Genomic DNA, 13,681 nt, shown 5'->3' with positions numbered 1-13,681 from the left:
GAGATTTAATCTACTTTCATGATATTAAATGATATTTTAAATGAACAGCGTATTTACGCGATAATTAATGATGTGCCGATTTTACGAGAATCTGAGGTTCATCTATTTGAAGAATTAATAGGTTTATACCGGCCCACCTCTGTGTTAGAGGTGGGCACAGCCATTGGTTACTCCGCTTTGTTGATGGCACCATTACTCGACGAAGAGGAAGGGCATATTACCTCCATTGAATTGGATGATGTGCGCTATGAAATGGCGAAATACTATATTAACCAATCCGATTATGCCGATAATATTACATTGCTAAAAGGCGATGCGTCTCAAGTCTTAACGGAACTCACAGGCGAATACGATCTAGTGTTTTTAGATGGACCAAAGGGGCAATATTTAAAACAACTTGAACTTATTCTGCCACATGTGAAAGAAGGGGGCGTCATTCTTGCAGATAATGTACTCTTTAGAGGCTATGTAAGGGGCGATAAGGAACCGCCAAAACGGTTCAAAACTATCGTAAAACGGTTACAAGAATACTTAACATATGTTGAAAATAAAGAATTGTTTAACACCACCATTTATCCCATGGGTGATGGTATGAGTGTGAGTGTGTGGAAAGGGCACAACAAATAATGGCAGAACATTTTATGGAATTGCTTTGTCCTGCAGGTAATATGGACAAGCTTAAAATGGCTATCCGCTATGGTGCGGATGCTGTATATTGCGCAGGTAAACGCTTTGGCTTGCGCGCAGGTAACTCTAATTTCTCCGATGAGGAATTAAAGGAAGCTGTAGAATTTGTACATGCGCATGGCAAAAAGATTCATGTTACATGTAATATCATTCCTCACAACGAGGACTTCGAAGGTTTAGAGGATTATTTGAAATTCCTTGAAAGCATCGGTGTTGATGCAATCATCGTTGCAGACATGGGGATTTTTAGCCTTGCTAAGCGCGTAGCTCCAGGTTTAGAGCTTCACGTAAGTACACAAGCTTCTACTACAAACTGGCATACAGTTCAAATGTGGAAAGAACTTGGTGCTACACGTGTTGTAGCGGCTCGCGAAGTGTCCTTAGCAGACCTTAAAGAAATGAAGGATCATGTAGATATTGAAATTGAGTCCTTCGTACATGGTTCTATGTGTATTTCTTACTCTGGTCGCTGCTTATTGTCTAACTATATGACAGGTAATCGCGATGCTAACCGTGGTCAATGTTCTCAATCTTGTCGATGGAAATATTCTCTTGTGGAATCTAATCGACCTGGTGAATATTACCCAATCGAAGAAGATGAACATGGCACGTATATCTTTAACTCTAAAGACTTGTGTTTAATTCACCGCATTCCAGATCTATATGAAGCTGGTATTGATAGCCTTAAAATCGAAGGTCGCATGAAATCCGTTCACTACTGTGCCACAGTGGCAAAAGTATATCGCACAGCGATTGATACATACCTTAAAGAAGGTAAAGATTGGTACGTTCGTCCAGAATGGATTGCAGAATTAGAAAAGATTTCCCATCGCCCTTATACAGACGGCTTTGCTGAAGGTCGTCCTGATGAAACAGCTCAAAACTATGGTAAATCTACGAATACTCAAAGTCATGACTTCATCGGTTTAGTTATGGGCTACAACGAAGAAGAAAAATACGTTGATCTTGAACAACGTAATAACTTCAAGGTAGGCGATAAGGTAGAATTCTGCCAGCCAAAAGGGGAACTCGTTGAAACGGTAATCGAAAAAATGACAGATGAAGATGGCAATCCTATCGATGTAGCACCGCATGCACAAATGAAAGTTCGCATTTACATGGATACACCACTTGAACCGTATTCCATGATGCGCCGTGAGTGCAAATCTAAAGAGGATGAATAGTTTATGAGTGGTGCAGCTTTAGAGCCGAGTAAATCAATCGGTGCATTTCCAGATGTACCCGATTTAGCAACCTCTGGAGAAGAAGCGTATGTGTACTTTCACATTGATCCTAAGCATACGAATTTCATCAATCGCATCATTGAAGGCTATGAATATTTAGGTGTTATGACCTCTGTAGATGCGAGTGGGCGCTGCATGTTGCGTTGCACACCATCTACAAGGCCCTTGGCGCTTGAAGTATTAAGTAGCTTATCCGACTATGTCACTATAGAAGTTTAAGTATAATTTTGATTGTAAATCGTATGAGGGAATTTTATGACTATACTAGATTTACAATTACATCAAATGTATACAAATTATAGAGAAATGAGAGTATATCTATGAAACAATCTATTTTGAAACGCGCATTATTAACAGCTTGCCTTGGAGTATCGATGGCAGGTGTAGCTATGGCGGGTCCTGTTGGTCCTGTAATCATTCCTCAAGCAGGAGATGTGGTTGTTATCAACCACGGTCCTGATATGACTTTCACAGGGAATATCAATTTTGATGTGGAAAGCCAAACTAACAACAATTTACAAATTGGCTCTACTGTGATTCCTAATGTGGTATACGGTGCGGCTTTCAATAAGTCTGGCGCACCAGATACTATCATCCCAGCTCAAACGTATGTATATGTAGGCACAAAAGACGGGGCGAATGCTTTCACAGAAGCTAGCGATGCAGACAAAAAAGGCGCAAGTTGGAATGTGGAAACATTGAAAAAAACTAAATCTGGCGATGTACAATTGGCGAGCCGTGGCGTGCCTGAAAAACCATTGGCTAACCAAGTGGCGACCATTAAAGATTCCATTATGCTTAGCGCTGTAGACCTCAGTACTACTGAGGTGGGCCGCAATAGCAAGGGCGTTTTATATATGACCGTGCCTAAGGAATTGAAATTGTCTGCTGACACAGGTATTCCTGATGATGTACGTGAAACGATGCCAGCCATGTTCCGGGGCAAAATGGGGGACTCCCTCATGGTAAACCTTATGCCTCTAAATGAGGAAGAGAAGCAACAATTAGCGGCAAATTCACATAATGCGAATACTATCGTTTTCAACCGTGGTATGAACATGGCAAAAATGATTGGTTCCTCTGCGCGTACAAGTAAGGTGTATACATACATGAAGGACCATTATTTGAACCTTGTTATTGTAGCGAAAGATTATGATGATAACGGTGCTCGTGGTAGTGGTGTTATGATGGTATCTAAACAAGATAGCTCTAATGACGTGCTCTTAACACTCTACAAAGGTCCAGACCTTTCTACTAGCAAATTGGAAAAAGTAATTGGTGCTATGCTGTCTACAAACTTCAAACGTTAATTTATAAATAATGCATATAAAATGGCTCGAGATTCTGATATGTTCTGCCTTTACTGGTTGTCTAGTAAAGGGGAGCATATCATTCGCGGGCCGTTTTCTTTAAAATATAAATGTATCAATATAAATGAAGAGAAGATTTACAATTTATGGATTTAAAAAATTACAATTTATAGTTTTCAAGAAATTTACAGTTAAACTGTATTGAATTTTTTAACTCTCTATGATACTATAATCTAGTAAAAGTGATGCAAAGGACATGATTCTTTTATCCCTGTGTACCAGAGAGAGGCAGATGCTGGAAATGCCTTACACATATATTAGAGTTACCCCCTTTAAACTGATTTGTCGAACCTAAGTAGGCAAGTACGGCCGCCACCGTTATCGGGCTTAATGAAGTGAATTAACTATACACATATATTGGTATAGGTAGTTAACTAGGGTGGAACCGCGAATGATCTTCGTCCCTTGTTTGTAGGGATAGAAGGTCTTTTTTTATTACCCAATTTCTACAAGCTAATTACTCAATGTTTATGTATTGTGTGGTAAGTAGGTATATTGGTGAAAGTAGAAAATCAAAGCTATCCTAGTTTATAAATTGGAGGAAAGAAAAATGGCAGATGTAAAAATCATTTTACCTGATGGTAGTGCAAAGGAATACGCTGCTGGCACTACTCTTGGGGAAGCAGTAAAACAACTATCTAACAGCTTGGCTAAAAAAGTACTAGCTGCAAACGTAAATGGCGAATTAACAGACCTTCGCGAAGAACTTGTAGATGGTTCTGAAGTTGCGTTCTTAACATTCGAAGATGAAGGGGGCAAACATACTTTGCGCCACTCAGCTTCTCATATCTTGGCACAAGCTGTTAAACGTTTATGGCCTGAAGCTAAATTGGCAATCGGTCCTGCTATCGATAAGGGTTTCTACTATGATATCGATATGGAACATATTTTGACTCCTGAAGATTTGGGTAAAATCGAAAAGGAAATGAGCCGTATTGTAAAAGAAAATTTACCGATTACTAAATCCGTTATGCCTCGTCAAGAAGCTATCGAATTCTTTAAAGCTAAAAATGAAGATTACAAGGTAGAATTGATTCAAGATCTTCCTGAAGATGCTGTAATCTCTTGCTACTCACAAGGCGATTTCATCGATCTTTGTGCAGGACCTCACGTGGCATCTACTGGTAAGGTGAAAGCTTTCAAATTACAAAGCATTGCAGGTGCATACTGGCGTGGCGATGAAAAAAATAAAATGTTACAACGTATTTACGGTACAGCATTCGAGAAAAAAGAAGAACTGGATGCATACCTTCACATGCTTGAAGAAGCGGCTAAACGGGATCACCGTAAGCTTGGTAAAGAACTTGGCTTGTTTGTTATCAAAGAAGAAGGTCCTGGTTTCCCATTTTTCTTGCCAAAAGGCATGGCTCTTCGCAACGAATTAGAAAATTTCTGGCGCGAAGTTCACCATGAATTTGAATACGAAGAAATTCGTACACCAATCATCTTGAATAAACAATTGTGGGAAACATCTGGTCACTGGTTCCATTACCGCGAAAATATGTACACTACAATTATCGACGAAGAAGAATATGCAATTAAACCTATGAACTGCCCAGGCGGTATCTTGGTTTATCAAAACGAAATGCATTCTTACCGTGACTTCCCATTGCGTTACGCTGAACTTGGTCTAGTTCACCGTCATGAATTATCTGGTGCATTACACGGCTTGTTCCGGGTACGTGCTTTCACACAAGACGATGCTCACGTATTTATGTTGCCATCCCAAATGCAATCTGAGTTGATGAAAGTTATCGAATTATTCGACCGCATTTATAGCCAATTTGGCTTGAAATACCATGTGGAATTATCCACTAAACCAGACAATGCAATGGGTGATGATGCGATTTGGGAAGCAGCGACAGAAGCATTGCGTAATGCTATCGAAGCAAAAGGCATTCCATACGTAATTAACCCTGGTGATGGTGCATTCTACGGTCCTAAACTTGACTACCATATTGAAGACTCCTTGGGCCGTACATGGCAATGTGGTACTATCCAATTGGATATGAACTTGCCAGAACGTTTCCAAATTGAATATGTTGGCGAAGATGGTCAAAAACATCGCCCTATTATGATTCACCGTGCATGCTTCGGCTCCATGGAACGTTTTATCGGTATCTTAACTGAACACTATGCAGGTGCATTCCCAACATGGATGGCTCCTGTACAAGTTAAAATCTTGCCTATCTCTGAAAAACACGTTGAATATGCTAAGGACTTGGCAAAACAAATGCATCGCGATTATGTACGCGTGGAAGTAGACGATCGCAGCGAAAAAATCGGTTATAAAATCCGCCAAGCACAAATGGCAAAGGTTCCATACATGCTTGTTGTGGGTGATAAAGAGGTCGAAGAAGGCACAGTTAACGTTCGTAAACACGGTGGCGATGAATTGGGTTCCGTACCATTCGAAGAATTCTTCAATTCTATTAAAACTGAAATTAAAGAACGCAACTAATTATTTACTATCCTAGTAATTATAATGTTATAAATCCCCCTCACATCTTGCACAATTTAAATTAGTCTGTATAATTTAATAGTGATGAGATTATAAGAGGGGGATTTTGTATTATATTCGCTTTAATTGTTACCTGTGAGTAGCGAAAGGAAATGACTATGAAAGAAGTAAATTCATACGGCTGGAAAGCTGTTATTGGTTCCTCTATTGGCTATGCCATGGATGGTTTTGATCTCTTGATTCTCGGCTTTATGCTGACCTTAATTTCAGGGGACTTAGGTTTGACCACAGGTCAAGCAGGTTCCCTTGTGACGTGGACCTTGGTAGGGGCTGTTATTGGTGGTTTTATCTTTGGTACCTTGTCAGATAAGTTTGGTCGTGTTCGTGTGTTGACATGGACTATTGTGTTATTTGCTGTATTCACTGGTCTATGTGCTTTTGCACAAGGTTATTGGGATCTTCTCATATATCGTACAATTGCCGGTATCGGCTTAGGCGGTGAATTCGGTATTGGTATGGCCTTAGCAGCCGAAGCATGGCCTGCACAACACCGTGCAAAAGCGACGAGCTATGTTGCCATCGGTTGGCAGTTAGGCGTATTGGCCGCAGCACTGTTAACACCCGTATTACTCCCTTATATTGGCTGGCGTGGTATGTTCATGGTTGGTATTATTCCTGCCTTTGTAGCCTGGTTCTTCCGTGCGAAATTACATGAACCAGAAATCTTTGTTCAAAGTAAAGAAATTAAAGAACACTCCCATACGAACTCATTCAAGTTATTAGTAAAAGATGTAAGAACTACAAAGACCTCTATAGGTGTTGCTATTTTAACATCTGTTCAAAACTTTGGTTACTACGGTATTATGATTTGGTTGCCTAACTTCTTGAGTAAGCAATTAGGATTTTCTCTTACAAAATCGGGGTTGTGGACTGCTGTAACTGTATGTGGTATGATGGTCGGCATTTGGTTATTCGGACGATTGGCTGATAAAATTGGTCGTAAACCAACATTTATCTTGTTCCAAGTATGTGCTGTAGCATCTATTTTGATTTACTCTCAACTATCTGATCCAACCGCTATGCTATTTGCCGGCGCTATTCTAGGGGCCTCTGTAAATGGTATGATGGGTGGGTATGGTGCCTTAATGGCAGAAGCCTATCCAACAAGTGCTCGCGCAACGGCTCAAAACGTGTTATTTAACATCGGTCGCGCCGTAGGTGGCTTTAGCCCAATGGTAGTAGGTATGATTATCTCAATGTACTCGTACCAAGTGGCAATTGCATTCTTGGCGATTATCTATGTAATCGATATATTAGCAACCGTATTCTTGATTCCGGAACTTAAAGGTAAGGAACTAGACTAGGCAAATTAACTTAATAAAATAGAATAGGTAAATGAGTTTAATAAAATAGAGATATCTATTGAATTAAGCTTTAATAATTAATTAAGCGCTGTCTTTGATATGTATCCCCTTTACTGATTGTCCCGTAAAGGGGGTACATATCACTTTAGACGGTGCTTTTTATATTCATGGAATTATTATTTTATAAATCATGAAGTTACTTGCAGGAATTTAACAAAAAGTGTCGAATAATATTCTGGGATATTTAGTTTTTGATGTAAAGTATAACGCAAGATTTACTTTTTATATAATTATTGAATATACCACCAGTTAAAACTAATTTACCAAGGAATGATATATGTCTTTTTAGAGGTACTACCAGTTAAAACTAATTTCGTCAAGTGGAGATATATGTCATTTTTGAAATACTACCAATTAAAACTAATTTTGCTAAGGGAAGAAAGCTATTGTTTTAGAGAAACTATTAGTTAAAACTAATTTTACTAAGGAATGATATATGTCTTTTTAAAGATACTACCAGTTAAAAATATTTATTTTTAACTGGTAGTATCTGGAAAATAGGCTATGTCGGTAGAAATAGTAAATAAGTTTAACCGCTAATTTTTAAATAGCAATATATATAAGAATATCTCTACTTATATACTTACTTATATATCTGTTTATGCCTCTGTTTATATTTATATCTATTAGAATATGAATCTATAAGAATATGAATATCTCAATTTACATCTCTAATTATTTTTATAAGAATATTTTTGTTTGTATGTATATATATGGAGAAGGGGTGAGCGAAGTGGCGCGATTACGTTTGCGTGAGGTTAGTGAGAGTGAGGAACGTTTTAATCGATTAGAGCGGGCTGTGCGATACGGAAAACGGTTAAAGTTGGCAAAAAGAGTGCCTAGAGATGTATTTTTACCAGAGGATAAGCAGTTATGGTTTTTATTTGAGCGTATATATACGGTAATTCATGATAGGGAGGTAGCCGTACTAAAACGGTTTGGCTTAACACCCATGCAGTACAATGTTTTGGAGTTTGTCTATGTATCATCTTGCAATCCAACATTAGGCTTTATTGTAGACGAATTACGCATATCATATGGTAATCTATTTGAAGTCGTAAAGAATCTAGTGAAAAAAGGCTTAGTTAATTCTGATGTTTGCCCAAATGATAAACGATCTAAATGTTTAGCTTTGACCTATGAAGGTAAGATTTTATTTGAAGAGGTACAAGTCATACATGATAAAGTTTTAGGAAATACATTTTCTGTTATGTGTATGAATAAAAAGGGAGAAATGAAATCAAACTTATCATATGTACTTAGACATTTCAGTCAGGAAGAAATATACTAATCGTTCAGATTAAATATGGTAGCTTAATGTTTAAAGAGGTTAGATAATAAGCATTGTATTAAAATATTAATATATAAGTATAAGAATTAAACTGCTAAAATTAAGAATCCTACAATTTCCAGTAGTAAGAAATTGTAGGATTCTGATAGTTAATTAATTTTACGCAATTCCCATCCAGTGCCAGTATGTAAGTGCAAATACGAGCATCATTACATAGCCGATGATGGTTAATGGAATGCCTGTAGTCATAAATGTTTTTACGTCGAATGTATCTGTACCGTACGCTACCATGCCTTGTGGTGAGTTTACTGGCAATACCAGACCAAAGCAGATTGCATATTGCATGAGCATTGTTACGCCAAGTGGATTAAGCCCTTCTGCGGAATGTCCCATAACGATGGATATTACGATAGGAATCATGGCAGACGATAGAGCTGTAGCTGATGCAAATCCTAGATGGATTAAAATCAGGAAGGCGGCCATAATAGCAATTAAAAGGAACACGCTTGCCGTTTCAAGGGAGAAAGCATTTACGAATACTTGTGCGAGCCAAGTAGCAGCTTTTGTTTTAAGTAATACGGAACCAAGTCCTATACCAGCTCCAAACATAACAATCGATCCCCAGTCGATATTTGGCTGCGCAAACTTCCAGTCCATAATGCCAATTTTAGGGAAGAAGAATAAGGCAATTGCTATGATTGTAGTTGTCGTAGTATCGATGGAGTGTAGTTTACCCCCTGTTGCCCACAATGCTAATAAACCAATGGAGATACATAATAGTTTCTTTTCATCAAATGACATGGGACCGATTTCTTTACGCATTTTAGCAAGTTGTACATCACCGCCAACGAGCTCTTTAATCTCTGGTTTAATAAAAGCTTGCGTTACAAAGTAGGTAATGATAGCCATAATTATGGAGAACGGTGCAGCTGCTGTGAGCCAATCAATCCAACTTACCGATGTGTTCATCTGTGTTTGCATAAACCCAACAGCTACGAGGTTTTGAGCGGCTGCTGTTTGAATCATAATATTCCAAAACGTATCTGCTTGTACGGCACCTACCATGAGTAGCGCGGCTACACGGCTTTTACGTTCAATACCTAAGTTTTCAACGATACCGATAATAATTGGAGCAAGACAAGCGATACGAGCCGTTGCACTTGGTACAAAGAAGGCTAGAATAAGACCTGTAATAATAACACCTAAATAGATACGGCTTACCTTTGTACCTACGCTAGATAATACGAGCATGGCAATGCGACGATCTAGTCCCGTTTTACGCATGGCTACGGAAATAAACATAGCGGCACCGACGAGAATCATGGCTGGCGAAGAATAACCTGAAATAATTAGTTTTAAGGCATTAGCTGTGCCCATAGCTTTCGCTGGCGCCTCTGGGTTCGGAGAGAAACCTAGTAACAAGGCTGTGAGCGCCGTAATCATGGTCGCACTTACCGGATAGGATACAGCCGATGTCATCCATAAGATGATAGCAAAGGCGAGGACACCAATCATACGATGACCACCTGTAGATAATGTTTCTGGTGTTGGTAATAATAAAATGCCACCGAGAACAATAAAGGCAAGAATAAGACCTATATTTTGAATTGTTGTACGCGCCTTTTGAGGAGGCGAACTAGTTGTTACACTCATAATAAAACCCCTTTCAATTTGTGTAATACCTATTACTATATAATATCTAGTTAGACAATACCCAGTTAGATAATACTCAGTTAGATAATACCTAGTCAGGTAGAATATGTTATATATATTATTGTATCGTATTTTTCTATAGAATTAATAATTATATTATAGAAATATTGTATACATAAAGGGGGATAGGTGTCAGTAAGTATACCTATATACAGAACTTATAATCTCTGTTATACTGTAAGAGTTGTAATAATAAATTGCTGAGAGCAACCTAAGATTGTTGTTGACTTTCACTATCTAATTTGTTATTATAATTAAGTAATTTATGAAGCAGAGGCCATCCGCCACTCACCTAATACCAAGAAGTATGAGGTTAATATAGAGAATTCTATTCGGATGGTGTTTGCCGTCCGTTTTTTTTATTCTCTTGGAGGTGAACGCTATTAGCAAGGATACACCACGCATTAATGAAGAAATTCGTGCTCGTGAACTTCGTGTCGTAGGTCCTGAAAACGAACAAATCGGTATTATGTCTGGCCGTGAGGCTTTGGCATTGGCTGAAGAACAGCATCTTGATCTTGTGGAAATTGCACCTAACGCTAAACCACCAGTAGCTCGCATTATGAACTACGGTAAATATCGTTATGAACAACAAAAACGCGAGAAAGAAGCGAAAAAGAAACAAAAAATCGTAACTTTGAAAGAAGTCAAATTACGTCCACATATTGAAAACCATGACTTTTACGTAAAAATGAAAAACGCATCCAAATTCTTGGCTGAAGGTAACAAAGTAAAAGTAACCATCATGTTCCGCGGTCGTGAACTTTCACATCCAGAACTAGGCATGGCGGTATTGACACGTTTTGCTGAAGAACTCAAAGAAACGGCGTCTATTGAAAAAGCAGCTAAGTTAGAAGGTCGTAACATGACCATGATTTTAGTAAGTAAGTAATGTATTGGGAGGATTATTATGCCAAAGATTAAAACTCGTCGCGCAGCGGCTAAACGTTTCGCAGTAACAGGTACTGGTGAATTCAAGCGTGCAAAAGCTTTCAAAAGCCACATTCTTGAAAAGAAATCTCCAGCTCGTAAACGCAATTTACGCAAAGCTACATTGGTCGCAAAGGCTGACCACAAACGCGTAGTTAAATGTTTACCATACGCTTAATCGTTAACAGTTAATCGATCATATCGTAATTTAGGAGGAATATACAATGGCAAGAGTGAAAAAGGGCGTTACAGCTCATGCACGTCATAAGAAGATTTTAAAATTAGCGAAAGGTTACCGCGGTACACGTTCCCGTTTGTTCAAAAAAGCAAACGAAACAGTAATGAAAGCGTTGTACTACGCTCGTCGTGACCGTCGTGCGAAAAAACGCGAATTCCGTCAATTGTGGATCGCTCGTATCAACGCAGCGGCTCGCATTAACGGCACAACTTACAGCCGTTTCATCGCCGGTTTGACTAAAGCAGGCGTTGAAGTGAACCGTAAAATGTTGGCTGACCTTGCAGTTAACGATGCAGCAGCATTCGCTAAACTTGTTGAAGTAGCTAAAAACGCTTAATAACATAACAATATACATTGAGGACTCTCTTTGGAGGGTCCTTTTTTATGTGGTGAAAGTAATAGATTATCAATACTTTTATAATATGATATCCTATACATATAATGTGTGTGATAATATTAAAAGAGAGGATTTAAATTAATGAAAAAGTTATTTTCTATGTTATTGTTAGCATGTATAGTAATACCATTACAAATCCAAGCTATATCGATGGAAGCTATTAAAAATGATAAGAATAATGTTCCTATTATTACAGGAAAAAATGCTATTACGTATTTTGTAGATAAGAGTTCCATTAAAAGAATAGAAGAGAACCAGTTTATTTATAAAGCACAGGCAGTTGTATATGAGGTTGAAAATAATAATAGTCGTAGAACTAACTCATATATTCACAAGGTTTTAGTTACTTATCGTTATGATATAAACCATTCTGTAGCCAGCGTATTACGTACTCCACAGTATGCACAAGATTATTCACTCCTCATATATGCTAAACAAGCTAGCTCTGGTATGAAATTAACGATAAATAGTGTGGAAGATTTTAATTATGAAGGTGTAGCCTTGGGTAACTTTAGCAATATTCCAGAACAATACGTTGATGTAGCATTGCGTGATCCTAAATATGTTGTAGGTAATTATATCTTTAAAGAAGCTTATGGTACAGCTTTTGAAAATATGACTCTTCATAAGAAATAAGATAAATGAGTTTATGGAAGTAGCTAAAAACGCTTAATAGCATAATAATACAGATTAAGGACTCTCTTTGGAGGGCCCTTTTTGTATGGTGAAAGTATGATATAGCTACATTTATATTTTAGTGTAAAATACTAAATCGTTTTGGCTGTTTTATAAAGTGAAATAAACTATCAAAAAAGTAAAATATAAAAGAGGAGTTTTATTATAGCTTGTAGAACTAACATAGTAATAAACCTATTTAAGGTGCTTGTAAAAGGAGGCATTATTATGGGAATCTTTAAAAAGCTATGTATGACCTCTATGTTAGGTGTTATGTTAACTGTACCAACGTATGCAACTGTTGTTACAGGCAGTCAATCAGATGTAAATTTAGATTTAAAGTATCCTTTAGTTTATACAGAACATGCTTATGCTCAAAGAGTTATTAATACAGATATTGCAAATTATGTACTCGAAGCAAAGGATATGTATTACAACCAACATATTTATCAAGTTTCTCAAAACTATAAGGTTACCTATGAGGATAGTCAAGTTGTTTCAATCCTACTAACTACCTATTATTACTACGCCGGAGCTGCTCATGGTATGTATAATACAAGAGGTCTTGTATATAATAAAGTAACAGGTCAACGCATTCCATTATATAACTATATAAAAATTGCGAATGCAGCACAATTGGATAACGGTTTACGATCCCATGTATTAAGTTATTATACAGGTAATCATATAAAGAGCTATATTCCAAGTGGATGGAGTGTAAAATATGTAACCGATAACTATTGCTTACGTGGTAAGGGGAACATTGATCTAGTTTACCAACCATATGAACTAGGACCGTACGCAGCTGGTAATACCTATATTGGTTTTACACCAAAAGCCATTGAATACTTTAACAGAATGAACTCCTGATAAAAGTATGTTGCTATATTGATCCTAACTGTATTTTGATGAATTAAATAGTATTCTTGTAATATACGACAAAAGCCTATAGTACATTTTTAGTACTATAGGCCTTTATCGTATTTACCATATTATCTTCTAAATCCGCCGCATCCTCTAGTATTAGAGTTTGGACCGCAATAATTTTGGTTGTTATTGGTGCCTGGTGCATAGTTAGTATTGTTCGTATTGTTATCGGAGTTGTATTGTGTGTTAGTGTTGCAATTGTACTGAGAGTTATTGCATACATAATCGTAAGCAAATCCAGTAGATACAACAGCGGTTACGGCTAAAGCAGTCATGATGAGTATACGTTTTGTAAATTTCATAGTAATTACCTCCTTGTTCATA

The 13,681-nt window shown here is 37.6% G+C and carries 14 protein-coding genes and 1 other annotated feature; of the genes, 12 read left to right on the top strand and 2 right to left on the bottom strand.

All coding sequences use genetic code 11. The features are described 5' to 3' along the window. Positions 1–18: 18 nt before the first annotated feature. The 7 genes from HMPREF0873_RS02910 (at position 19) to HMPREF0873_RS02880 (ending at position 8,477) form a co-directional block, all read left to right on the top strand. Positions 19–627 carry an O-methyltransferase gene (locus tag HMPREF0873_RS02910; RefSeq protein WP_008714236.1) on the top strand — a complete coding sequence of 203 codons (609 nt, stop codon included), beginning with the start codon at positions 19–21 and terminating at the stop codon, positions 625–627. Further along, positions 627–1,871 (top strand): U32 family peptidase, encoded by a 1,245-nt coding sequence (locus tag HMPREF0873_RS02905; protein ID WP_038125453.1) that lies wholly within the window; start codon positions 627–629, stop codon positions 1,869–1,871. Before HMPREF0873_RS02910 ends, HMPREF0873_RS02905 begins: the two co-directional genes overlap by 1 nt. A gap of 3 nt (positions 1,872–1,874) precedes the next feature. Next, positions 1,875–2,150, top strand: a complete 276-nt coding sequence (locus tag HMPREF0873_RS02900; protein WP_008714232.1) for a DUF4911 domain-containing protein — start codon at positions 1,875–1,877, stop codon at positions 2,148–2,150. A 101-nt stretch (positions 2,151–2,251) separates the two neighbouring features. Further along, positions 2,252–3,241 carry a hypothetical protein gene (locus HMPREF0873_RS02895; protein WP_008714230.1) on the top strand — a complete coding sequence of 330 codons (990 nt, stop codon included), beginning with the start codon at positions 2,252–2,254 and terminating at the stop codon, positions 3,239–3,241. Between the two features lie 236 nt (positions 3,242–3,477). Then, positions 3,478–3,710 (top strand) — a binding site (T-box leader). Positions 3,711–3,851: 141 nt separating this feature from the next. Then, positions 3,852–5,762 (top strand): threonine--tRNA ligase, encoded by a 1,911-nt coding sequence (gene thrS / locus HMPREF0873_RS02890; RefSeq protein ID WP_008714228.1) that lies wholly within the window; start codon positions 3,852–3,854, stop codon positions 5,760–5,762. A gap of 158 nt (positions 5,763–5,920) precedes the next feature. Further along, positions 5,921–7,126: an MFS transporter gene (locus HMPREF0873_RS02885; protein ID WP_156778333.1), complete on the top strand. Its 1,206-nt coding sequence runs from the start codon at positions 5,921–5,923 to the stop codon at positions 7,124–7,126. Positions 7,127–7,919: 793 nt separating this feature from the next. Beyond that, positions 7,920–8,477: a MarR family winged helix-turn-helix transcriptional regulator gene (locus tag HMPREF0873_RS02880; protein ID WP_232191993.1), complete on the top strand. Its 558-nt coding sequence runs from the start codon at positions 7,920–7,922 to the stop codon at positions 8,475–8,477. Between the two features lie 159 nt (positions 8,478–8,636). Here HMPREF0873_RS02880 and HMPREF0873_RS02875 read toward each other — a convergent pair whose 3' ends face one another. Next, positions 8,637–10,130: a DASS family sodium-coupled anion symporter gene (locus tag HMPREF0873_RS02875; protein WP_008714222.1), complete on the bottom strand. Its 1,494-nt coding sequence runs from the start codon at positions 10,128–10,130 to the stop codon at positions 8,637–8,639. Positions 10,131–10,563: 433 nt separating this feature from the next. Here HMPREF0873_RS02875 and infC point away from each other — a divergent pair, with 433 nt between their 5' ends. From infC to HMPREF0873_RS02850, 5 genes are all read left to right on the top strand, one after another. After that, a complete protein-coding gene (gene infC / locus HMPREF0873_RS02870) occupies positions 10,564–11,082 on the top strand; it encodes a translation initiation factor IF-3 (protein ID WP_008714220.1) in 519 nt (172 codons plus the stop codon). 18 nt (positions 11,083–11,100) lie between these two features. Further along, on the top strand, positions 11,101–11,298 hold the full coding sequence (gene rpmI / locus HMPREF0873_RS02865) for a 50S ribosomal protein L35 (RefSeq protein WP_008714218.1): 198 nt from the start codon (positions 11,101–11,103) through the stop codon (positions 11,296–11,298). A 46-nt stretch (positions 11,299–11,344) separates the two neighbouring features. After that, complete coding sequence (gene rplT, locus HMPREF0873_RS02860) at positions 11,345–11,695, top strand: 50S ribosomal protein L20 (RefSeq protein ID WP_005376311.1); 351 nt, start codon at positions 11,345–11,347, stop codon at positions 11,693–11,695. A gap of 141 nt (positions 11,696–11,836) precedes the next feature. Beyond that, the gene (locus HMPREF0873_RS02855) at positions 11,837–12,391 is read left to right on the top strand and encodes a hypothetical protein (RefSeq protein ID WP_008714212.1); all 555 of its coding nucleotides are present in this window, start codon (positions 11,837–11,839) and stop codon (positions 12,389–12,391) included. A gap of 267 nt (positions 12,392–12,658) precedes the next feature. Next, a complete protein-coding gene (locus tag HMPREF0873_RS02850) occupies positions 12,659–13,300 on the top strand; it encodes a PdaC/SigV domain-containing protein (protein ID WP_038125449.1) in 642 nt (213 codons plus the stop codon). A 122-nt stretch (positions 13,301–13,422) separates the two neighbouring features. Here HMPREF0873_RS02850 and HMPREF0873_RS02845 read toward each other — a convergent pair whose 3' ends face one another. Next, positions 13,423–13,659 (bottom strand): hypothetical protein, encoded by a 237-nt coding sequence (locus tag HMPREF0873_RS02845; RefSeq protein ID WP_038125447.1) that lies wholly within the window; start codon positions 13,657–13,659, stop codon positions 13,423–13,425. Positions 13,660–13,681: the final 22 nt, after the last annotated feature.

The organism is Veillonella sp. 3_1_44 (genome assembly GCF_000163715.1).
GTDB classification, from domain to species: Bacteria; Bacillota; Negativicutes; order Veillonellales; family Veillonellaceae; genus Veillonella; species Veillonella parvula_A.
This window is presented reverse-complemented; position numbering and strand designations above follow the sequence as displayed.

Bases quoted from the DNA above. Each gene is read 5' to 3' on its own strand.
- HMPREF0873_RS02910 (WP_008714236.1), top strand. From the start codon at position 19: ATGATATTAAATGATATTTTAAATGAACAGCGTATTTACGCGATAATT.
- HMPREF0873_RS02905 (WP_038125453.1), top strand. From the start codon at position 627: ATGGCAGAACATTTTATGGAATTGCTTTGTCCTGCAGGTAATATGGAC.
- HMPREF0873_RS02900 (WP_008714232.1), top strand. From the start codon at position 1,875: ATGAGTGGTGCAGCTTTAGAGCCGAGTAAATCAATCGGTGCATTTCCA.
- HMPREF0873_RS02895 (WP_008714230.1), top strand. From the start codon at position 2,252: ATGAAACAATCTATTTTGAAACGCGCATTATTAACAGCTTGCCTTGGA.
- thrS (WP_008714228.1), top strand. From the start codon at position 3,852: ATGGCAGATGTAAAAATCATTTTACCTGATGGTAGTGCAAAGGAATAC.
- HMPREF0873_RS02885 (WP_156778333.1), top strand. From the start codon at position 5,921: ATGAAAGAAGTAAATTCATACGGCTGGAAAGCTGTTATTGGTTCCTCT.
- HMPREF0873_RS02875 (WP_008714222.1), bottom strand. From the start codon at position 10,130: ATGAGTGTAACAACTAGTTCGCCTCCTCAAAAGGCGCGTACAACAATT.
- rpmI (WP_008714218.1), top strand. From the start codon at position 11,101: ATGCCAAAGATTAAAACTCGTCGCGCAGCGGCTAAACGTTTCGCAGTA.
- rplT (WP_005376311.1), top strand. From the start codon at position 11,345: ATGGCAAGAGTGAAAAAGGGCGTTACAGCTCATGCACGTCATAAGAAG.
- HMPREF0873_RS02855 (WP_008714212.1), top strand. From the start codon at position 11,837: ATGAAAAAGTTATTTTCTATGTTATTGTTAGCATGTATAGTAATACCA.
- HMPREF0873_RS02850 (WP_038125449.1), top strand. From the start codon at position 12,659: ATGGGAATCTTTAAAAAGCTATGTATGACCTCTATGTTAGGTGTTATG.
- HMPREF0873_RS02845 (WP_038125447.1), bottom strand. From the start codon at position 13,659: ATGAAATTTACAAAACGTATACTCATCATGACTGCTTTAGCCGTAACC.